Origin of the sequence: Mesorhizobium sp. LHD-90 (assembly GCF_030929505.1) — a bacterium.
In the GTDB taxonomy this organism is placed as follows: Bacteria; Pseudomonadota; Alphaproteobacteria; order Rhizobiales; family Rhizobiaceae; genus Kumtagia.
On record NZ_JAVFVV010000013.1, the window covers coordinates 107,234 to 128,381 of the forward strand.

The window sequence follows — 21,148 nt, forward strand, 5'->3', positions numbered from 1 at the left end:
TCGTTTCAGCCGCCTTGCGCGTGAGCCTCCAGGAATTTCTCCGAAACGGTGAAGCCGAGACCGGGCTTGTCGGGGATCGCGACCATGCCGTCCCTGGCTTCCACGGTCTCCTCGACGAGGTCGTGGATCATCGGATTGGCGCCGAGCGAATATTCGATGGTGAAGCTCGCCGGCGACGCCGCGCATAGGTGCAGGCCGGAGAAAAAGCAAGGCGCGCCGGCCCACAGGTGCGGCGCGAAACGCAGGTTGAAGGCGCTGGCGATGGTGCCGATCTTCATCGCTTCCGAAATGCCGCCGCAGAAGGCGGGGTCCGGCTGAAAGATGTCGGCGGCCTTCATTACGGCGAGGTCGCGGAAATCGTAGCGGGTCGCCTCGCTCTCGCCGGCGGCGACCGGCACGGAACCGGAGGCGCGCACCTCGGCCATGCCGGCCTTGTCGTCGGCGATCACCGGCTCCTCGAACCAGGCGAGGTCGCAATCGGAAACCAGCGCGACGAAGCGCTTGGCCTCGGCGACCGTATAGGTGCCGTGCGCGTCGACGGCGATGTCGACGCCCTCGCCCAGCGCCTTGCGGGCGGCGCGGACGCGCGCCGCCGATATGTGCGGCGCGCCGTCCATCGCCCCCACCCGCATCTTCACCGCCCCGAAGCCCCCGGCGTCGATGTAGGATCTCAATTGTTCGCCGATCGTCTCGGCCGGCGCCCAGCCGCCCGAGGCGTAGGCGGGAAGCCGGTCGGCCTTGCGGCCGCCGAGCAACTGCCACACCGGCTGGCCGAGATGTTTTCCCAGAATGTCCCACAGCGCGATGTCGACGGCGCTGATGGCGGCGACCGACATGCCGCGCCGCGCGATCTGCGGCATGGCGTGGCCATGCCTGGCGGCCGAGTTGGCGCGCACGCCGTTGTAGAGCATCTCCCAGATTGGCCCGATGTCGCCGGCGTTGCGGCCGGCCAGCATGGGACCGACCTCGTGGTTCAGCATATGGACCAGCGCGCCATAGGTGCCGGCGCTGCCGGCGGCGTTCTTGCCTTCGCCCCAGCCGACCAGCCCGTCGTCGGTCTCGATGCGCAGGATGGCTGCGTCGAAGGTCTGCACCTGGCCGAAATCGCTCCGGTGCTGGCGCGACGCCTCGATGGGTATGCGGACCCACCACGCCTGGGTTTTCTTGATGCGCATCAATTGCCTGTCACTGCTCGAAAAAGAAACTGCGCCAGCCATCGCCCCCCGGAGACGGCCGGCGCAGCAAGTCGCCGACTACTTGATCAGCGGCAGGATGGTCTCTGCCGTTATGCGCATCTGGTCGGCGTAGAATTTCTCCGTCAGCAGGCTCGATCCATGGTCCTGGATGAACTTCAACTGCTCGGGCGAGATGTCGACAGGGTTCTTTTCCACCATGTCGGTGTAACGGTTGGCCGGCGTGCGGTCGACCGGCGCGACGAACTCGTTGGTGAGCGCGCCGTCGTAGCCGATCTCCTTCAGGGTGCCGACGATCTTCTTCCAGTCGAGCTGGCCGAGGCCCGCCGCGAAACGGTCATTGTCGGCGACATGGAAGTCGAACAGGCGTTTTCCGGCCAGCCGGATCGCCTCGTACATGTCGGATTCCTCGATGTTCAGATGGAAGGCGTCGAGGCAGACGCCGCATTCCGGGCTGACCGCGTCGGCCAGCGCCAGCGCCTGCGAGGCGCGGTTGAACAGGTAGGTCTCGAAGCGGTTGAGCGGCTCGATCGCCACACGCACGCCCACCTTCTGGGCATGGGCGAAGCACTCCTTGGTGGCGTCGACCACCCATTTCCACTCTTCCTCCGGCGAGGCGTCCGGCACCACCTTGCCGACGGTCGCCGGCACCAGCGTGATGATCTGGCCGTCGAGTTCGCTCACCATGGTCAGCACGTCCTTGACATACTGCACCGAGCGGGCGCGCTGGCCCTCGTCCTTGGCCGCGAGGTTGCGCTCGCCCAGCGTCAGCGTGACGGCGCCCCAGCAGCGGATGCCGTGCTCCTTGAGCAGGCGACGGGTGTCCTTGATGTCGTATTGGGTGGGCTCGCCGGAAATCTCGATCGACTCGTAGCCATACTGCTTGATGCGCCTGAGCGTGGTCTCAAGCGGCTCGGCGCGCATCCAGTTATGCGTCGAAAGGTGCATCGTTTTCCGTCTCCCAATTTCGCCTTGCATTGGTTCCGCCGCATGCGGAAGCCCGTTTCCTCCCGCAAGGCAACCCAGCATTGTCGTCAACTGGTTCTACCAATTGGGTATTGGTGGATTTCTAGCCCATTTACAACCCTCCCGCAAGAAGCTTCCACGTTCGCCGCCATCGCAAACATAACTTGCTGAAATTTCTGTATAAAATTACCATCCGCGCGAAACCTCGCAGTTTTTGCGCCGACGATCGCTGGCTTGACCAGATTGCGGGATTTGGTATGACCAGAGGAATCGAGCCTGCTTCGGGCATTCCCCGGCCCGCGCCTTGCGGCCCGGTCGGGAATGTCTAGGATGCGGCCGCATTTCAGGAGGAGACGAATGGCAAAGACGATGAAGGGCCCGGCGATTTTCCTGGCCCAGTTCGCGGGCGACGCCGCCCCGTTCAATTCGCTGCCGGCGATTGCCAAATGGGCGGCGGGGCTGGGTTACAAGGGGGTGCAGATCCCGACCTGGGACGCAAGGTTGTTCGACCTCAAGAAGGCAGCGTCCTCGAAAACCTATTGCGACGAGGTGAAGGGCATCTGCGCCGACGCCGGCGTCGAGATCACCGAGCTCTCCACCCACCTGCAGGGCCAGCTCGTCGCCGTGCATCCGGCCTACGACGCGCAGTTCGACGGCTTCGCGCCGCCGGCGGTCCACAACAACGCGAAGGCGCGGCAGGCCTGGGCCGTCGAGCAGATGGAGTTCGGCGCGAAGGCCTCCAAAAACCTCGGGCTGAAGGCTTCCGTCTCCTTTTCCGGCGCGCTCGCCTTCCCCTATCTCTACCCGTGGCCACAGCGCCCGCCGGGCCTGATCGAGGAAGCGTTCGAGGAACTCGGCAGGCGCTGGAAGCCGATCCTCGACAAATACGAAGACGCCGGCGTCGACGTCGGCTACGAGATCCATCCCGGCGAGGACGTGTTCGACGGCGCCACCTTCGAGATGTTTCTGGACGCGGTCGGCGGCCACAAGCGCTGCAACATCAACTACGACCCGTCGCACTTCCTGTTGCAGCAGCTCGACTATCTCGATTTCATCGACATCTACCACGAGCGCATCAAGGCGTTTCACGTCAAGGACGCCGAGTTCAACCCGACCGGCCGCCAGGGCGTCTATTCCGGCTACCAGGGCTGGGTGAACCGCGCCGGCCGCTTCCGCTCGCTCGGCGACGGCCAGGTCGATTTCTCCGGCATCTTCTCAAAACTCGCCGCCTACGACTACGATTCCTGGGCAGTGCTGGAATGGGAATGCTGCCTGAAACATCCGGAGGACGGTGCGGCGGAGGGCGCGCCCTTCATCCAGCACCACATCATCCGCGTCACCGAGCGCGCCTTCGACGATTTTGCCGAGGGCAAGTCGGACAAGGCGGCGCTCAGGAAGATGATGGGGATCTAGCGCCGGTTCCCCTCCCCCTTGAGGGGAGGGTGGCGGCGAAGCCGCCGGGAGGGGTCGCCGCGGCAGTGCGCGACGCCTTCTGCTGCGCGCGGACGGTATGAAGAAGAGGTCGAGATTTTCATCGACGACCCCACCCCGGACGGCTACGCCGTCCGTCCCTCCCCTCAAGGGGGAGGGGGGCGTCGTACCAGTCAGGGAGGACAAAAATGGTAACCGGCAGGCAGGTCGAATCGGGCTCGGGCCCCATCCGCTACGGCATGGTCGGCGGCGGGCAGGGCGCCTTCATCGGCGCGGTGCACCGCATCGCGGCGCGCATCGACGGCGAGTTCGAGCTGGTGGCCGGCGCGCTGTCGTCCGACCCGGCGCGGGCGAAGGCGTCGGCCGCCGATCTCGGCCTCGACCCGGCGCGCAGCTACGGCAGCTTCGCCGAGATGGCGAGGGCCGAGGCGAAACGCCCGGACGGCATCGAGGCGGTTGCCATCGTCACACCCAACCACATGCACTGGCCGGCGGCGAAGGCGTTTCTCGAGGCCGGCATCCACGTCATCTGCGACAAGCCCCTGACCTCCAACCTCGCCGACGCCAAAAAACTGGCGGCGCTGGTGGAAAAGAGCGGCAAGCTTTTCGTGCTCACCCACAACTACACCGGCTACCCGATGGTGCGGCAGGCCCGCGAGATGGTGGTTTCGGGCAAACTCGGCGACATCCGCGTCGTGCAGGCCGAATACCCGCAGGACTGGCTGACCGAAAAGGCGGAGGACAGCGGCTCGAAACAGGCGGCCTGGCGGGTCGATCCGAAACAGTCGGGTGTCGGCGGTTCCACCGGCGACATCGGCACCCATGCCTACAATCTCGCGCGCTTCGTTTCCGGGCTGGAACTCGACAGCCTCGCCGCCGATCTCGATTCCTTCGTGCCGGGCCGCCTGCTCGACGACAACGCGCACATCATGCTGCGTTTCAAGGCCAAGGACGGCGAACATCCGGCCAAAGGCATGATCTGGGCGAGCCAGGTCGCGCCCGGCCACGAGAACGGGCTGAAATTGCGCGTCTACGGCACCAAGGGCGGGCTGGAATGGGTCCAGGCCGATCCGAACTATCTCTGGTACTCGCCCTTCGGTCAGCCGAAGCAGCTCATCACCCGCGGCGGCGCCGGCTCCGGTCCAGCGTCGGCGCGCGTCACCCGCGTGCCGCCCGGCCATCCCGAAGGTTATCTCGAAGGTTTCGCCAACATCTATGCCGAGGCGGCCCGCGCCATCCGCGCGGCGCGCAAGGGCGGAGGCAAGCTGCCCAAGGATGTCGTCTTCCCGACGGTGCAGGACGGCGTCGAGGGTGTGGCCTTCGTCGAGGCCTGCGTAAGATCGTCGAAGAAAAACGGCGCCTGGACAAAGCTTTAACCGCTTCCCGACGGCGCGTTTCCAGCTTTCATTGGCGTTGCGCGCAAAAACATTAACGCGTATGCCTGACCTTGGTTCGGTAACGAAGCGTTGCAGAAAAACACGACTCGTTACCATCTGCCCCGGAATCGCCCGAAACGCGCCGCATTCGCCGCCTTATTCGTCTCAATGAGTCGCCCGTTAACGTTTTACGGAGCGATCCCCACCGATGAAATCCAGCTACGGAAGAGCCGCGGCAATACTGTTTGCCGCGGGCGCGATGCTTGTGTCCTCGAATCTCGCGGCGTCGGCCCAATGCGGCAAAGCCTCGTGGTATGCCCTCACCTCTCGCACCGCGTCGGGCGAACGCATGAATCCTTCCGCCATGACGGCGGCCCACCGCAGCCTGCCCTTCGGCACAAAGGTCCGCGTCACCAACAAACGTACCGGCAGAAGCGTGGTGGTGCGCATCAACGACCGCGGCCCGTTCATTCGCGGCCGCATCATCGACCTGTCGCGCGGCGCGGCGCAGAAGATCGGCATGATCAGTTCCGGCCATGCGTCAGTCTGCATGATCCGCACCTGATCCCGCCGGCATTTCCGCCGCTTTGCCTTTTGCCCGAAAGCGATTATGGAGACGGGCATAGGTCTGACGGGAAACAGGTCGGAGCCAACCATTTACGGGCGGCCATGGCCTGGATATCGGCAGACCGATAGCCAGCGGAGCCAGCCATGACCGAAATCCTCCAGACCCCGAAGCTCATCACGGTTTTCGGCGGGTCGGGTTTCGTCGGCCGGCACGTGGTGCGGGCGCTGGCCAAACGTGGCTATCAGGTGCGTGTCGCCTGCCGCCGGCCGGACCTCGCCGGCCATCTCCAGCCGCTCGGCAATGTCGGCCAGATCCAGGCGGTGCAGGCCAATGTCAGGGTGCGCTGGTCGGTCGATCGCGCGGTGCAGGACGCCGACCATGTGGTGAACCTCGTCGGCATCCTCTATGAAGCCGGCCGCCAGAAGTTCGCCGCGGTGCAGGACTTTGGGGCGCGCGCTGTCGCAGAAGCAGCCCGCTCCGTGGGCGCCGGCCTTACCCACGGCTCGGCGATCGGAGCCGATGCGGCTTCCCAATCCGTCTATGCAAAGACCAAGGCCCGCGGCGAGGCCGCCGTGCTGAAAACCGTCCCGGACGCCGTGATCTTCCGCCCGTCCATCGTCTTCGGGCCAGAAGACGGTTTCTTCAACCGTTTCGCCAACATGGCGCGTTTCTCGCCGGTGCTGCCGCTGATCGGCGGCGGCGAGACGAAATTCCAGCCGGTTTTCGTCGGCGACGTGGCCGAGGCCATCGCACGCTCGGTCGACGGCAAGGTCGAGGGCGGAAAGGTCTATGAACTCGGCGGGCCCCAGGTCCTCTCCTTCCGCCAATGCATGGAAGAGATGCTGGAGATCATCGACCGCAAGCGCCTGCTGGTGCCGGTGCCGTGGGGCGTCGCCTACATGCAGGCCTCGATCCTCGGCATGCTGCCCAACCCGCTGCTCACCTCCGACCAGGTGACCTTGCTGAAAAGCCACAACGTCGTCTCCGAGGCGGCGGAAAAAGCCGGCCGCAGCTTTGCCGGGATTGGCATCCAGCCGCAGTCGATCGCCTCCGTGCTGCCCTCTTATCTGTGGCGTTACCGCCCCGCCGGCCAGTTCACGCGCCGGACGGAAGCGTGAGGCATTTTCCCTCCCACTTGAGGGCAGGTAAGCGCCGCGCCGCTCACCCTACGATGTAGAGCGCGATCAGCCCTAGCGAACCGACGATCAGCCGCCACCAGGCGAACAGCGAAAAGCCTCGGCGCGAGACGTAGCCGAGCAGGCCGCGCACGACGATGACGGCCATGACAAACGCCGCCACGAAACCCGCGGCGATGATGCCCCAGTCGCCGGACGACAGCGCGTCGTGGTTCTTCAACAGGTCGTAGGCGAAGGCGCCGGCCATGGTCGGCATGGCGAGGAAGAACGAGAATTCCGCCGCCGAGCGCTTGTCGGTTCCCATCAGCAGCGCGCCGACGATCGTGGCGCCCGAGCGCGAGGTGCCGGGGATCATGGCCAGGCACTGGAAGATACCGATCTTGAGGCAGAGCGACAGGGGAAAATCCATCACGTCGTGGTAGCGCGGCTTGAGGCGCATGCGGTCGACCGCCAGAAGCACGAAGCCGCCGAAGATCAGCATGATGCAGATCAGCTTCGGCGTCTCGAACAGCACGGTCTTGATGAAGCTGTGGGCCAAGGCGCCAATCACCGCCGCCGGCAGGAAGGCGATGAGGATGCCCAGCACGAAGCGGCGCGTGCGCGGGTCGCGCGGCAGGTCGGCCAGGATTTTCATGAGCCGCGCCGAATAGACCGAGAGGATGGCAAGGATCGCGCCCAACTGGATCAGTACCTCGAACGCCTTGCCCGTCGACTGGAACCCTAGGAAATGCCCGGCGAGCAGGATGTGGCCGGTCGAGGAGACCGGAATGAACTCCGTCAGCCCCTCGAGCAGGCCGAGCAGCAGGGCTTCGACGATGGTCTGGTGTTCCATGGGGATCTCGCGAGACTTTGCGTCACGCTGGAACAGCGTGGCACCGAACAATGCGAAAGGATGGCGACTCTTCCGCCACCCCTATCTGAGTCGCGCGCGCCGCTTCAAGCGAATGCCGGCTTGCTTGTCACGGCACGGGAACCCTCCTATAGGTCAAGCGCCTTAGAGCCCGTTGACGGTGGCCGGCCGTGGTTCTAGACGCGCGGCTCTGATTTCGCCGGTGCCCTTCAGTTCGCGCAGGACCATGCTGACGCTTTTCCACCATCCGCTGCTCGCCTCCTGCCGCTTCGTCCGCCTCGCCTTCGGCGAGTATGGCGAAGAACTGGCCCTCATCGAGGAAAAGCCCTGGACGCGCCGTAAGGAATTTTTGTCGCTCAATCCGGCCGGCACGCTGCCGGTGCTGCTGGCGGAGGGCGATGTGCCGATCGTCGGCGCGCAGGTCATCGGCGAATATGTCGACGAGACGCGTGGCGTGCTGAAGCGCGAGCGCCGCCTGTTCGCCGAGGACCCGATGCAGCGCGCCGAGATCCGCCGCCTGGTCGACTGGTTCCTCGTCAAGATGGAGAGCGAGGTCACCCGCCATCTGGTGCGCGAGCGCGTGCTGAAGCCGCTGATGCCGTCGGACATGGGCGGCGGCGCACCCGACTCGTCGGCCATCCGCGCCGCGCGCTCCAACATCCGCCAGCACCTCAAATACATCAACTGGCTGGCCGGCACCCGCCACTGGCTGGCCGGCGTGCGCATCAGCTATGCCGATCTCGCCGCCGCCTCGGCGATCTCCGTGCTCGACTATCTCGGCGAGATCGACTGGCGCGAACAGGCCGCGGCCCGCGAATGGTATGTGCGGGTGAAATCGCGGCCGTCCTTCCGCCCGCTGCTCAACGACCGGGTGCGCGGCCTGTCGCCGGTTTCCCACTATGCGGACCTCGATTTCTGAGAATTTTTCCGCGACCCGCCCGCCGGCAGGCGGCTCCGCGGGCGCGCGTCTGCGCGCCTTCCTGAACCGCGAGGCGAAGGCCGCCGGCTTCGACGCAGTGGCCATCACCTCCCCCGATGCCATCCCGCTCGCCGGCGAAAGGCTGGCCGAATTCGTCGCCGCCGGCTTTCACGGCTCGATGGCCTGGATGCAGGAAACGCTGGCGCGGCGCGGCGACCCGCGCGCGCTGTGGCCGGAGGTGCGCTCCATAATCGTGCTCGCCATGAATTACGGCCCGGACCACGATCCGCGCACGATCCTGGAAAAGCCCGACCGGGCGGCGATCTCCGTCTATGCCCAGAACCGCGACTATCACGACATCGTCAAGGGCAAGCTCAAGGGCGTGGCCGGAAAGCTCGCGGCAAGGACGGGCTGCGACGTAAAGGTTTTCGTCGACACCGCGCCGGTCATGGAAAAGCCGCTGGCCGAGGCCGCCGGCATCGGCTGGCAGGGCAAGCACACCAATCTGGTCAGCCGCGAGCACGGCTCATGGCTGTTCCTCGGCTCGATCTTCACCACCGCCGAACTGGAGCCCGACCGGCCCGAAACCGACCATTGCGGCACCTGCCGCGCCTGCCTCGACGCCTGCCCGACGGACGCCTTCCCGGCGCCTTACCGGCTCGATGCCCGCCGCTGCGTTTCTTATCTCACCATCGAGAACAAGGGGCCGATCCCGCTCGAATTCCGTGAGGCGATAGGCAACCGCATCTATGGGTGCGACGACTGTCTTGCCGCCTGCCCGTGGAACAAGTTCGCCCGGGAAGCCTCCGAGGCGAAGCTCAGAGCCCGCGACGACCTGCGCGAGCCGCCGCTCGCCGATCTGCTGGAACTGGACGACGCGGCCTTCCGCGAAAAATTCTCCGGTTCGCCGATCAAGCGGATCGGCCGCGACCGCTTTCTGCGCAACGTGCTCGTCGCAGCCGGCAACTCCGCCGATCCGTCGCTGGCCGAGTCTTGCATCCGGCTGCTTGACGACCCCGCGCCGCTGGTGCGCGGGACGGCGGTCTGGGCCGTGTCGAAACTGCTGGACCGAAACGAGCTGAAAGGGCTTTTCGAGAAGCGCAACGAGGCTGACGACACGGTTCTGGGCGAGTGGAAGGCCGCTTTTTGAAGCGCAATTCGGTGTTTTTCGGCACGCGCCCGGGCAAGCACTTGATATTGCGGATTCTTCCGGACTTCACGGGTTTCTGGCGCCCTTGATTTTGTTTGGAAAAATGTCCTTCTTTTGAGCGAGACGCGGAACGCGGGTCGGGGATAAAACAGCTGGAGAATCGCCGGTTTGTCCCCGCGCCGAGCCCGCTACCGGAGCTTTTTGACATGCAGGTTTTCATCTTCGGCGCCGGCTATTCCGCAAAGGCCTTTGCCGCCGCCCGGCCCGACAACACCGTCCGCATCGCCGGCACGACCCGCGACGAATCGAGGTTTCCGGCCCTGCAGGCGGCCGGCATTGCTCCGTTGGCCTTTGACGGGAAAAACCTTTCTGACAACATTATCAATACCTTGGCGGACACTACCCATCTCATCGTCTCGGTCGCGCCGGACGACGCCGGCGACCCTGTTCTCGCCTTGGCGCGAAAAACGATCGCCAGTTCGATGCCGAAGCTCGCGTGGATCGGCTATCTCTCGACGATCGGCGTCTACGGCGATCACAAGGGCGCCTGGATCGACGAGACGGCCGAGTGCGGTCCCACTTCCCTGCGCTCCCGACGCCGGGTCGAGGCGGAAAATCAATGGCTTGGCCTCGGCGAGGAGATCGACGTGCCGGTCGCGGTGCTGCGGCTTTCCGGCATATACGGTCCCGGCCGCAACGCCTTCGTGAACCTGCGCGACGGCACCGCCAAGCGCCTGATCAAAAAGGACCAGGTGTTCAACCGCATCCATGTTTCCGACATAGCCGGCGCGCTCTGGCATCTTGCCGGTGCCAATCGCGGCGGCGTCTTCAACGTCACCGACGATCTTCCCGCCCCGCCGCAGGACGTGGTCGCCTACGCGGCAAGCGTGATGGGCGTCGAGCCGCCACCGGAGATACCGTTCGAGACGGCGGAGCTGTCGCCGATGGCGCGCAGTTTCTACGGCGAAAACAAGCGTGTTTCCAATGGTTTGATCCGCAGTGCCGGCTACGCCTTCCGCTATCCGGACTACCACTCCGCCTTCGACGCCATGTGGGCCGACGGCAGTTGGGCCGATGGCGATGCGCGCAGTCCGATCAGGGCTTCGTGATCGGCAGGTCGGCTCGCCACGTGCTAAATTTTGCCACGCCGCTGATTCACCCTTCGTTTACCAGCCGGCGTCAGGCTGGCCGACGGGTGGCTGCCGGGGACAAGCGCATGACTCTTTTTGCACGCGCGGCGCGCATCGCCGCCCTCTTCGCCGCAGCATTTTTTCTTGCCATCCCGACTTCCGTGCCGGCGGAGTCGGCAGAACTTGCCAAAAATCTCTTTGGTTCCAAGAAGTTACCAGCGGCGACTGCGCCGGCCTCCTACGGCTTTTATTCAAAGGGCTGTTTTTCCGGCGGCGTCGCCATCGCCACCGACGGCCCGACCTGGCAGGCGATGCGGCTGTCGCGCAACCGCCGCTGGGGCCACCCGACCATGATCAATCTGGTCGAAAAACTGTCGCGAGACGCCACCGCCGACGGCTGGCCCGGCCTGCTGATCGGCGACATTTCGCAACCGCGCGGCGGGCCGATGCTGACCGGCCATGCGTCGCACCAGATCGGCCTGGACGCCGATATCTGGTTCACACCAATGCCCGACCGCCGGCTTTCGGTCAGCGAACGCGAGAACATGAGCGCCACATCGCTGGTCAACGAGAAGACGCATCTGGTCAAGGACAGGCTTTGGACTTCGGCCCACGCGCGGCTCCTGAAGCGCGCCGCAAGCTATCCCGAGGTCGAGCGCATCCTGGTCAATCCCGGCATCAAGAAGAAGCTTTGCGAAACGGTCAAAGGCGACCGCGCCTGGCTGCAGAAGGTACGGCCGTTCTGGGGCCACGACTATCATTTTCATATCCGCATCGGCTGCCAACCAGGCTCGTCTGGCTGCAAGCGGCAGGCGGCGACCACGGCGGGTGAAGGCTGCGACGAGTCCCTCGCCTGGTGGTTCACGGAAGAGCCGTGGCGCCCCAACAAGAACCCCGATGCGCCGAAGGCCCGCGACCTGATGACCATGGCGAGCCTGCCGAAGGAATGCCGCGCCGTGCTGCAGGCGCCTGCTCCCGTCTCGGAAGCCGCCGTCACGGTCGGCCCCGGCGCCGATGCGATGGCAGTGGCGCACGCCGAGGCACCCAGCGCGGTCGTCTCCGAACCGGCGCAGGACGCCGTCGCAAAACCCGTGATTTCGCCTGGAGCCGCACCGATCAGCGCCTATGCGGCGACGCCGGAAATGGGTGCGCCGCTACCGCGCCCTCGCCCCGGCCAGTAGGCCGGTCCGGCGTTTCCCAGCCGACTTTCCCGCCTACGCCACCGGCACGGCCGGCCAGCGCAATCTGCATGTCTGCACGGGCCTCTCCCAGAAGCCAATGAAAAGCGGCCCGTTCGGCGGCGACCAGCAGCCGGCGCGCTGATTGCGGAGGGAAAGGTCGACGCACTGATTTTCTTCGTTGATCCGCTGACGCCGATGCCGCATGACGTGGATGTGAAGGCATTGACGCGGCCCGCCATCGTCCACGACATCCCGATGGCGCTCAACGTGGCGACCGCCGAAGTGCTTCGGGATCAGAGAACGGATAGAGCGAGAGGAGATGATACCCGGCCATTCTGTTTCTCGTTTGGCGAGGCGATCCGCTAGGAAGGGCGCGAAGGTCGATGTGGTTCATCGGCCGAGCGTCCTGACGAAGCGGGCGCCCGCCAAACGGAAACCCGGAGGGCCGGGCCGGTTTGGGCCAAATCCGTCGGGCTTCGTCTTGTCCGGGCCACCAGCCCGGTCTGCGACGAAGCCCTCGACCTTGGCCCAAACCGTCGCCGGCGGAATGACCGGATATCATCTCTTCTCGCTCTAATGCCGCATTCGGGGACGGATGGAATGACGCCTGAGGAAGAAGGTTTTCGGTTTCCGGTGCTGATCGGCGACGTGGGTGGCACCAATGCCCGTTTCGCGATCGTCGAATCGGCTGAAACGGAGGCGGGCGAACCGAGCATCGTGCGCACTGCCGAATTCGAGACGATCGACGACGCGATCGCCGGCTCCATCCTGCGCAACTCTTCCGTTCGCCCCAATTCGGCGGTGATCGCGGTTGCCGGTCCGGTCGACGGCGACGCCATCGCGCTCACTAATTGCCCCTGGGTGGTGCGCCCCAAAGGTATGTTCGGCAGCCTGGGACTGTCCGACGTGGTCGTGCTCAACGATTTCGAGGCGCAGGCGCTGGCCGTGGTGGCGCTCGGCGAGGAGCATATGGAAAAGATCGGCGGCGGCACACCGGAGGCCGGCGCCGCACGGGTCGTCCTCGGGCCGGGCACCGGCCTCGGCGTCGCCGGGCTGATCCATTCGCGCGGCCGTTGGATTCCGGTGCCGGGCGAAGGTGGACACATGGACATCGGTCCGCGTTCGCCGCGCGATTTCGAGATCTTTCCGCATATCGAGCCTCTGGAAGGCCGGGTCTCCGGCGAGCAGATTCTTTGCGGCCGTGGACTGGTGAACGCCTACCGGGCAGTCGCGGCAGCAGACGGCAAGGCGCCTCGCTTCACTACGCCGGCCCAGATCACCGCCGCCGCGCTGGAACGAACGGACGCGGTGGCCGAGGAGACGCTTTCTTTCTTCGTCACCTGCCTCGGCCGCACCGCCGGCGACCTGGCATTGGTGTTCAAGAGCCAGGGAGGCGTGTTCCTGACCGGCGGCATCGCCCAAAAGATCGTGCCGGCGCTGCGTGCGGAAAATTTCCGGGCTGCCTTCGAGGACAAGGCGCCGCATTCGCAGATGATGGCCGGAATGCCGGTCTACGTCATCACCCATCCGCTAGCGGCGCTGACCGGCCTTTCCGCCTATGCGCGCAAGCCGGACCAGTTCGGCGTCGAGACCAGGGGCCGGCGCTGGCGCGCGTGAGTGGTTCTCCGGCGTTCAGGCAGCGGACTTTTGCGGTGAAGCCGGCTTGCGCTTTCGCCTTGCCTGATGCGGCTTGCCAGCCGGGGCCGCCGACAAGGTAAGGCCGAGTGCGTTCAGCACGGAAAGCACAGTCGCGAATTCGGGATTGCCGGTCTCGCCGAGCGCCTTGTACAGGCTTTTCGGATTGAGGTTCGCAGCCGCCGCTATGTCTGCCATTCCACGCGCGCGAGCAACGATCCCTATCGCATCCCGCACTTCGGCGGGGTCGCCGGTTTCGAGCGCGGCCGTGATGTAGGCAGCTTGGAGTTCCGGAGTTTCGAGATATTCCGCTGCGTCGAAGCGTGTCGTTTCCATATCTCAGTCTTTCCAGTTGTCGGCGATGGCGAAGGCGCGCTTGATGTCGGTTTGCTGCCTGCTCTTGTCCCCACCGCAAAGCAGAATGATGACGGCCCCGCCGCGTTGCACGTAATAGACCCGGTAGCCGGGTCCATAGTCGATACGCATTTCCATGATCGGACCACCCACCGATTTGACATCGCCGGGATTGCCCAGCTCCATCCGGCGGATGCGTTGCAGGATGCGGGCCGCTGCGTTGGCGTCGTGCAGGGCGCGTAGCCATTGCGAAAACTCGGGTGTCTGACGGACCTCGACCATCGGAACGGTAGCCTATAGGCGACTGACGTCACAAGCAATCATTCGCTCATACGCGGCTGCTGAAAAGCATAGAGGGGCGGCGACGATACCACACCCTGCGATCATCGCGCGGCAGGCATAGGCAAGCCGCTCCGTTGACGCTATGAGGTGCCGGTCCGGTCGGCAGCCGGCATCGAGCAACACACGGATCGATCCTGGTTTGAAGATAAAAGCCGAAAAGAAACGCGCCGAACCCGGCGAGGTGATCGCCGTGATCCGGCGAATCCTCGCGGAGAACGGCCGCGAATACATCGGCAGCTATGTCGCCGCCGCGCTCTGCCTGATTGCCGCCGCCGCCACCACCGGCTTCAGCGCCTGGATCATGCGCGACGTCATCGACCAGATCTTCTACCAGCGGCGCGCCGATCTGATCGTGCTGATCAGCCTGCTGGTGTTCGGCGCCTTCGTCGTGCGCGGCCTCGCCGGCTACGGCCAGGCCGTGATCCTCTCGAAGGTCGGCAACAATCTGGTGGCGCGCTATCAGCAGCGGCTGTTCGACCATCTGATGCGGCTGGGCGTCGATTTCCACACCTCCAACCGCTCGGCCCAACTCGCAGCTCAGATCAACCAGAATGTCGGCGGCATACGCGACCTGCTCGGCACCACGCTCAAGGCCGTCGCCGGCGACATGGTCACGCTCGTGGCGCTTGTCGTCGTCATGGTCATCCAGGATCCGGTCCTGTCGATCTTCGCTTTCCTGATCGGCCCGCCGCTGATCTTCGCGGTAAACAAGCTGACGCGCCGCCTGCGCCGCATCAGCCGCGAGACGATCGAGGTCAATTCGCGCCTGATCGGCGCCATGCAGGAAGCGACGCAGGGCATTGCCGTGGTGAAGGCCTTCACCATGGAAGATCAGTTGTCGCGCCGAATCGCGAAGCTGATTTCCGACACCGAATGGCGCAGCAACAAGATCGCCCGCATTTCTGAGCGTCTCACGCCGATCTCCGAGATGCTCGCCGGGCTGGCGGTTGCCGGCGTCATCGCCTATGCCGGCTATCGCGCCGCCTATCATCAGCAACCGCCCGGCGCTGTGTTCTCCTTCATCTCGGCGCTGCTGCTGGCCTACGATCCCGTGCGCCGGCTGGCCCGCGTGCAGATCGGGCTGGAGCGCGCGCTGGTCAATGCCCGGATGATCTACGAAATCCTCGACCTGAAGCCGCGGCAGGGCGACGCTCCGGGTGCGCCACAACTCCGCGTCCCCAAAGGCGAGGTGCGTTTCAACGACGTGCATTTCGGCTACAGCGAAGAGTTGCCGGTGCTGCATGGCGTCAGCTTCGTTGCGGAAGCAGGCAAGACCACGGCGATCGTCGGCGCCTCGGGAGCCGGCAAATCCACCCTGACCGCGCTGCTGGAGCGCTTCTACGACCTCGAAAGCGGGTCGATCGAGGTGGATGGACAGGACATCGCCACCGTTACCAAGAAATCGCTGCGTGAAAAGATCGCCTTCGTGTCGCAGCAGCCCTACCTGTTCGAGGGCACCATCGCCGACAATATCCGCTACGGCCGCGAGGACGCGACCGAAGCGGAGGTGCGCGCGGCAGCAGAACTGGCGGCGGCCGACGAGTTCATCCGCGAGCAGCCGCAGGGCTACGACACCCCGGTCGGCGAAAACGGCGCGACGCTCTCCGGCGGCCAGCGGCAGCGTGTGTCGATCGCCCGCGCCATCTTGCGCCAGGCGCCGATCCTGCTGCTCGACGAGGCCACGTCCGCGCTGGACACCGAGTCCGAGGCGCGCATCCAGGACGCACTGGCCACCGCCATGAAGGGCCGCACCGTCATCGTCATCGCGCACCGCCTGTCGACCGTGGTGCATGCCGACAAGATCGTCGTGCTGGAAAGCGGCCGCGTCGTCGAAGAAGGCACGCATGAGGAACTGCTTTCCGATCCGCACGGCGTCTATGCGCGCTTCCACCGCGTGCAGAGCGCCAAGGGCCTTGGCCTGGTCGACGACACCAGGAAGAAAGTTTCGGTCAGGCGGAGCCAGCGGGCAACCGGAGGAGCGGTGGCATGAGCGACATGGGACTGGTGGTGGTCGGCGCTGCCGGCCGCATGGGCCAGACGCTGATCCGCACGATTCATGAGACACCGGGCGCCCGGCTGGCCGGCGCCGTCGAGCGTGCCGGCTCGGCCATGCTCGGCCGCGACGCCGGCGAGTTGGCGGGCGTCGGCCCGCTGGGCGTCGTCATCGGCGACGACCCGCTGCCGGTGTTCGCCAAGGCCGACGGCGTGCTGGATTTCACCGCGCCGGCCGCCACGGTCGAATTCGCCGGCTACGCCGCGCAGGCGCGCATCGTCCATGTCATCGGCACGACGGGATGCACGGCGGCGGACGATGCAAAAATCGCCGCCGCCGCCCGTCACGCCACCATCGTCAAGAGCGGCAATATGAGCCTCGGCGTGAACCTGCTGGCCGTGCTGGTGGAGCAGGCTGCGAAAGCGCTCGGCCCCGAGGATTTCGATATCGAGATCCTGGAAATGCACCACAAGCACAAGGTCGACGCGCCGTCGGGCACGGCGCTGCTGCTCGGCGAGGCGGCGGCGAAGGGCCGGGATGTTCCGCTCGCAGGCAACGACGTGCGGGTGCGCGACGGCCACACGGGTCCGCGCCGGGCCGGCTCGATCGGCTTCGCCACGCTGCGCGGCGGCTCCGTAGTCGGGGAACACACGGTCTACCTGTCCGGCCTCGGCGAGCGCGTGGCGCTGTCGCACCACGCCGAGGACCGCGGCATCTTCGCGCGCGGCGCGGTCAAGGCCGCGCTCTGGGCGCATGGCCGCAAGCCCGGGCTCTATTCGATGCGCGACGTGCTTGGCCTTTCCTGAACGTCGCGCGCACGGTTCCACAAGGGGAAATTCATGTCGGGAACACTGGTACTGGTCCGCCACGGGCAAAGCGAATGGAACCTTCAAAACCTGTTCACGGGATGGCGCGACGTCGGCCTGACCGAACAGGGACATACCGAGGCAAAGTCGGCCGGCGCCAAGCTGAAGGCCCGCGGCCTGACGTTCGACATCGCCTTCACCTCGGCGCTGAAGCGGGCGCAGAAAACCTGCCAGCACATCCTCGACGCGGTCGGCCAGAGCGATCTCGAAACGATCCGCGACCAGGCGCTCAACGAGCGCGACTACGGCGAGCTTTCCGGCCTCAACAAGGACGACGCCCGCAAGAAATGGGGCGAGGAGCAGGTCCATATCTGGCGCCGCTCCTACGACGTCCAGCCGCCCGGCGGCGAGAGCCTGAAGGACACCGGGGCGCGCGTCTGGCCCTATTACCTCCACGACATGCAGCCGCATGTGTTGCGCGGCGGCACGGTGCTGGTGGCTGCCCACGGCAACTCGCTCAGGGCCCTCATCATGGCGCTCGACGGGCTGAGCAGCGACGAGATCGTCAGGATGGAACTGGGCACAGGCGTGCCGATCGTCTATCGGCTGAACGCCGACTCGACGGTGGCATCGAAAGAGGTGCTTTGACGTTCGCCTTCGGCCGGAGGCTGTCCAAAAGACGTCGCCGCTGCAATCGAACCTCGGAATGCCTCATTTCGGGCTCGAAATCGGACGGTCACGCATCATAGCGGCCTGTCGCCGATCTTTCGGCGGCAAGAAACCCGCGCGCTGTGCCCAATTCGCCACGCCTGCCAAAACGTCCGTAAAAACAGCATGTTGATCATGAAGTTCGAATGCCGCGGCGGGGCTCGGTTAGCGAACCGTTTACGTTGCAGCTTCAATCCTAACGACCTTGGGCAGTTTGGCGTTGACGCACCCGGCGCAGTCCGTCATGAGTCCGGCTGCTGCCCCGGATGGCGCCCGCAAGGGCTGGATTCGGTGCGTCACGGGGACTTTGATTTTGCAGGTAACGCAGTAATGCGGGCATTTGAGGGTCGAGCCGGCAGTGCGTTGTGCGCGCTGCGCAAGGTGGTCGCTGTCGCCGCAATCCCGCTTTTGGTCGCGGGTTGCTTTCCGAGCACCGGTCCGGGAATCAATGCGATTGTCGCCGCCTCGTCGAACAAGGCCAACACCAGCTACCGGCAAAAGCAGAAGGCCGTCTTCGACATCGTCGACATGGACCAGAATGTGGCGTCGATCGTATCGGCCTATCGCAGCCCGTCGTTCAACAAGACGTTCGGGCTGGGCGGAGGCGGCGGCAACCCGACCATCGGCGTCGGCGACATCGTGCAGATCACCATCTTCGAGGCGGGTCCCGACGGCCTGTTCTCGACGCAGGACAACAAGGCGACCAATGTCACCGTCACCGTGCAGCCGGACGGCCGCGCGCCGGTGCCCTATATCGGCTCCGTGCAGTTCGCCGGCAACACGCTGGAATCGGTGCGAGGTTCGATCGTCGAGGCGCTGAAGACGCGCGCCGTCGAGCCGGACGTCATCGTCACGCTGTCGGAAAACGCCTCGCGCACGGTCGCCGTCAACGGCGTGGTCGGCAAGCCCTCCCTGGTCCCGCTCGGGCTTTCGGGCGAACGCCTGACCGAGGTGATCGCCAAGGCCGGCGGCCCCACCAACCCGCCTTACGACACTTTCGTGACGCTGACACGCGGCGGCAGGACCGGCAAGGCGCTGCTGCAGACGCTGATCGAGCGGCCGAAGGAGAACGTCTATGCGCGGCCGGGGGACCAGTTGTTCCTGACCCACGATCCGCAGACCTTCTCGGCTCTCGGTTCGACCGGCAAGTCGGCGCAGATCCCGCTTGGCGCGGCTTCGATCAACGTCATCGAGGCGGCCGCGCTTGCCGGCGGCGCCAATCCGGAACGCGCCAACCCCAAGGGCCTGTTCGTCTTCCGTTACGAATATGGCGAAGTGCTGCGCTCGGTGCTGGGCGAGGAACGTTTCCGGCAGCTTGCCTCGAAGGGCATGCACGCCAACGGTTCCGACATGTATCCGATCGTCTACCGCATCGACCTGTCGCAGCCCGACTCCTATCTGGTCGGACAGAATTTTCCGATCCGCAACAAGGACGTGATCTATCTGGCGCAGCATCCGACGGTCGAGATCATCCGCTTCATGACGGCGATCACGCAGACCGTTGTCGTGGCGCGAGGGATCAGTTCGTTCTGACGCCGGTGCGGCGAGCATAACGGGATAACCGATCAGAGAACGGCCGACCCTCAAAGTCGGCCCTTTTCATTTGCGGGGCGACCGTTGCGGTTGGCGTCGGGTCACAATACCAGGGGTCATTTTCCTTGACCGTCGGCGCTGCCCCTCATCGTCCTGCTGGTTACAAAAGGCTTCGCAAGTGAGGCCGCCGCCGACGTGGATGGCGGCGCGACGAGCGTGATGGCGATCGGGACGATAGTGTGCGGAACCTTCCGCACACTATCGTCCCGACCGGCGCCAGTACGACGACCCGATGAACAATGAGTACGTGGCGCGAGATGGAGCGGCGCAAGAAACCTGCAAACCAGGAGGCGGTCTCACCGGTCTTGAAAAGACACGACAGGGGTGCGTGAAGAAACGTGCCCGGCGTGGAGATTTCTTGTGCCTCTTTTTGCGCCGACGGCGGCGATGGTCGCCATTGGGCCTCTTGCGGCGAGCACGAGCACAAGCGCGTGCCTATTCCTCCAGCATGCCCTTCGAGAATGAATCGGTCAGCGGCTTGACCAGATAGTCGATCATGGTGCGCTCGCCGGTGGAGACAATGATTTCCGCGGGCATTCCCGCCTGCAGCCGACCGCGAAGGCTGACCGGGATCTCCGTCTCGGGAACGGTGATGCGCGCCGTGTAATAGGGCTCGATCTGCGGGTTCTCCGGCTGGATGATGTCGGGCGACACGACGTCGACCGTGCCGAAGATCACTGGCGTGGCGCGGGCGGAAAAGGCGGGAAAGCGCACTTCCGCGGTGCCGCCGAGCATGACGTTGTCGACGTCGACCGGGCGAATGCGGGCGTTGACGATGAACTCGTCGTCGAGCGGCACGATCTCCATCAGCGGCTCGGCCGGACGGATGACGCCGGTCTTGGTGTGGACACGCACATCCTGCACCACGCCGCGCACCGGCGCGCGGATCACCGTGCGGTTGAGAATGTCCTGCGCCTGCTTCACCCGCTCCGACACCTCGGCGATCTGGTCGCGGGTTTCGCGCAGCTCGGTGCCGGCACGTTCGACGAACTCCTGGCCGAGTTGGATGACACGTAGCTTGGTCTCGGCGATCGATTGATTGGCGCCTGCCGTATCGGCGATGACGCGGCCGAGATTGCCCTCGAGCTCCATGCGGCCGCGCATCAGTTGCGCCACCTGGTTGGTGGAGACATAGCCGTTCTTCTGGCCTTGCTCCATGCGCTCGATCTGCTCGACCAGCGAATCGCGCTGCTCCTCCAGCGACTTGCGCTGCGATTCCAGGCCACGCACCTGTTCCTCGAGCTGGCCGGCGCGAGCGGTGAGGATGCTGGTCTGGCCGTCCCGCGTCGCCCTGCGGTCGCGGAACATGGTGCGCTGGAGCTTGACGTAAGGCTCTTCCTGCGCGCCCTGCTTGGCGAGCAGTTGCGGCGGAAAATCGATCGCTTCGGCATTGACGCTTTCGGCCTGCAGCCGCGCCTCGGCGGCCTGCAGCAGCGCCAGCCGCTCGGTGAGCACGGTGTAGTTGCCGACGGCCTGCGTGCGGTCGAGCCGTATCAGTACGTCGTCCGGCTCGACGATATCGCCTTCCTTGACCAGGATCTCGGAGATGATGCCGCCTTCCAGATGCTGGACCACCTTGCGGTTGCCGGACACCACCACCACACCGTGCGCCACCACGCCGCTGGCGAGCGGCGCCGTCGCCGCCCAGGTGCCGAAGACGCCGAAGGCGAGCGCGATGGTGGCATAACCCGCCACCACATAGGGGGCGGGGGAGAAGCTCTTGGGCTTCGTCTCCTGATCCTTCTTCGCCTTCATGGCCCTGTCTAACCTTCTCCACGCCTCAGCCGGGCGATGCAATTGTCGACCGCCAACGGCGG

The 21,148-nt window shown here is 65.4% G+C and carries 19 protein-coding genes and 1 pseudogene; 14 read left to right on the forward strand and 6 right to left on the reverse strand.

The window, feature by feature from the left end; all coding sequences use genetic code 11:
* Nucleotides 1–5: 5 nt before the first annotated feature.
* Nucleotides 6–1,175, reverse strand: a complete 1,170-nt coding sequence (locus RB623_RS19285) for a mandelate racemase/muconate lactonizing enzyme family protein (protein WP_308058558.1) — start codon at nucleotides 1,173–1,175, stop codon at nucleotides 6–8.
* Nucleotides 1,176–1,253: 78 nt separating this feature from the next.
* Complete coding sequence (locus RB623_RS19290) at nucleotides 1,254–2,141, reverse strand: sugar phosphate isomerase/epimerase (RefSeq protein ID WP_308058559.1); 888 nt, start codon at nucleotides 2,139–2,141, stop codon at nucleotides 1,254–1,256.
* A 375-nt stretch (nucleotides 2,142–2,516) separates the two neighbouring features.
* On the opposite strand from RB623_RS19290, the gene RB623_RS19295 reads away from it, so the two are divergent.
* The 4 genes from RB623_RS19295 (at nucleotide 2,517) to RB623_RS19310 (ending at nucleotide 6,652) form a co-directional block, all read left to right on the forward strand.
* Entirely contained in the window at nucleotides 2,517–3,572 is a 1,056-nt protein-coding gene (locus RB623_RS19295; RefSeq protein WP_308058560.1) for a sugar phosphate isomerase/epimerase, read from the forward strand.
* Between the two features lie 206 nt (nucleotides 3,573–3,778).
* Nucleotides 3,779–4,966 (forward strand): Gfo/Idh/MocA family oxidoreductase, encoded by a 1,188-nt coding sequence (locus RB623_RS19300; protein ID WP_308058561.1) that lies wholly within the window; start codon nucleotides 3,779–3,781, stop codon nucleotides 4,964–4,966.
* Nucleotides 4,967–5,174: 208 nt separating this feature from the next.
* Nucleotides 5,175–5,531, forward strand: coding sequence for a septal ring lytic transglycosylase RlpA family protein (locus tag RB623_RS19305; protein WP_308058563.1), 357 nt, complete (start codon nucleotides 5,175–5,177; stop codon nucleotides 5,529–5,531).
* A gap of 146 nt (nucleotides 5,532–5,677) precedes the next feature.
* Nucleotides 5,678–6,652 (forward strand): complex I NDUFA9 subunit family protein, encoded by a 975-nt coding sequence (locus RB623_RS19310; protein ID WP_308058564.1) that lies wholly within the window; start codon nucleotides 5,678–5,680, stop codon nucleotides 6,650–6,652.
* 43 nt (nucleotides 6,653–6,695) lie between these two features.
* Here RB623_RS19310 and RB623_RS19315 read toward each other — a convergent pair whose 3' ends face one another.
* On the reverse strand, nucleotides 6,696–7,502 hold the full coding sequence (locus RB623_RS19315) for an undecaprenyl-diphosphate phosphatase (RefSeq protein ID WP_308058566.1): 807 nt from the start codon (nucleotides 7,500–7,502) through the stop codon (nucleotides 6,696–6,698).
* A 244-nt stretch (nucleotides 7,503–7,746) separates the two neighbouring features.
* Here RB623_RS19315 and RB623_RS19320 point away from each other — a divergent pair, with 244 nt between their 5' ends.
* The 6 genes and pseudogenes from RB623_RS19320 to RB623_RS19345 all read left to right on the forward strand — a co-directional run bounded on the left by RB623_RS19320 (nucleotide 7,747) and on the right by RB623_RS19345 (nucleotide 13,517).
* Nucleotides 7,747–8,439: a glutathione S-transferase family protein gene (locus tag RB623_RS19320; protein WP_308058567.1), complete on the forward strand. Its 693-nt coding sequence runs from the start codon at nucleotides 7,747–7,749 to the stop codon at nucleotides 8,437–8,439.
* Nucleotides 8,420–9,589, forward strand: coding sequence for a tRNA epoxyqueuosine(34) reductase QueG (gene queG / locus RB623_RS19325; protein WP_308058568.1), 1,170 nt, complete (start codon nucleotides 8,420–8,422; stop codon nucleotides 9,587–9,589). Before RB623_RS19320 ends, queG begins: the two co-directional genes overlap by 20 nt.
* Nucleotides 9,590–9,795: 206 nt before the next feature.
* Entirely contained in the window at nucleotides 9,796–10,698 is a 903-nt protein-coding gene (locus RB623_RS19330) for an SDR family oxidoreductase (RefSeq protein WP_308058569.1), read from the forward strand.
* Nucleotides 10,699–10,805: 107 nt separating this feature from the next.
* Nucleotides 10,806–11,900 (forward strand): penicillin-insensitive murein endopeptidase, encoded by a 1,095-nt coding sequence (mepA, locus tag RB623_RS19335; protein ID WP_308058570.1) that lies wholly within the window; start codon nucleotides 10,806–10,808, stop codon nucleotides 11,898–11,900.
* A pseudogene (locus RB623_RS19340) lies at nucleotides 11,845–12,266 on the forward strand (methylglyoxal synthase). Before mepA ends, RB623_RS19340 begins: the two are co-directional and overlap by 56 nt.
* 234 nt (nucleotides 12,267–12,500) lie before the next feature.
* Nucleotides 12,501–13,517: a glucokinase gene (locus RB623_RS19345; protein ID WP_308058571.1), complete on the forward strand. Its 1,017-nt coding sequence runs from the start codon at nucleotides 12,501–12,503 to the stop codon at nucleotides 13,515–13,517.
* Nucleotides 13,518–13,532: 15 nt separating this feature from the next.
* On the opposite strand, the gene RB623_RS19350 is transcribed toward RB623_RS19345, so the two are convergent.
* Nucleotides 13,533–13,871, reverse strand: coding sequence for an addiction module antidote protein (locus RB623_RS19350; RefSeq protein ID WP_308058573.1), 339 nt, complete (start codon nucleotides 13,869–13,871; stop codon nucleotides 13,533–13,535).
* Nucleotides 13,872–13,874: 3 nt separating this feature from the next.
* The gene (locus RB623_RS19355; protein ID WP_308058574.1) at nucleotides 13,875–14,171 is read right to left on the reverse strand and encodes a type II toxin-antitoxin system RelE/ParE family toxin; all 297 of its coding nucleotides are present in this window, start codon (nucleotides 14,169–14,171) and stop codon (nucleotides 13,875–13,877) included.
* Between the two features lie 142 nt (nucleotides 14,172–14,313).
* Here RB623_RS19355 and RB623_RS19360 point away from each other — a divergent pair, with 142 nt between their 5' ends.
* The 4 genes from RB623_RS19360 to RB623_RS19375 all read left to right on the forward strand — a co-directional run bounded on the left by RB623_RS19360 (nucleotide 14,314) and on the right by RB623_RS19375 (nucleotide 19,271).
* The gene (locus tag RB623_RS19360; protein WP_308058576.1) at nucleotides 14,314–16,221 is read left to right on the forward strand and encodes an ABC transporter ATP-binding protein; all 1,908 of its coding nucleotides are present in this window, start codon (nucleotides 14,314–14,316) and stop codon (nucleotides 16,219–16,221) included.
* Nucleotides 16,218–17,030 (forward strand): 4-hydroxy-tetrahydrodipicolinate reductase, encoded by an 813-nt coding sequence (dapB, locus tag RB623_RS19365; protein WP_308058577.1) that lies wholly within the window; start codon nucleotides 16,218–16,220, stop codon nucleotides 17,028–17,030. The genes RB623_RS19360 and dapB overlap by 4 nt, the downstream gene beginning before the upstream one ends.
* A 33-nt stretch (nucleotides 17,031–17,063) precedes the next feature.
* The gene (locus RB623_RS19370; RefSeq protein ID WP_308058578.1) at nucleotides 17,064–17,678 is read left to right on the forward strand and encodes a 2,3-bisphosphoglycerate-dependent phosphoglycerate mutase; all 615 of its coding nucleotides are present in this window, start codon (nucleotides 17,064–17,066) and stop codon (nucleotides 17,676–17,678) included.
* Between the two features lie 390 nt (nucleotides 17,679–18,068).
* On the forward strand, nucleotides 18,069–19,271 hold the full coding sequence (locus tag RB623_RS19375) for a polysaccharide biosynthesis/export family protein (RefSeq protein WP_308058579.1): 1,203 nt from the start codon (nucleotides 18,069–18,071) through the stop codon (nucleotides 19,269–19,271).
* A gap of 495 nt (nucleotides 19,272–19,766) precedes the next feature.
* Here RB623_RS19375 and RB623_RS19380 read toward each other — a convergent pair whose 3' ends face one another.
* Nucleotides 19,767–21,086: an HlyD family type I secretion periplasmic adaptor subunit gene (locus RB623_RS19380; RefSeq protein WP_308058581.1), complete on the reverse strand. Its 1,320-nt coding sequence runs from the start codon at nucleotides 21,084–21,086 to the stop codon at nucleotides 19,767–19,769.
* Nucleotides 21,087–21,148 lie beyond the last annotated feature (62 nt).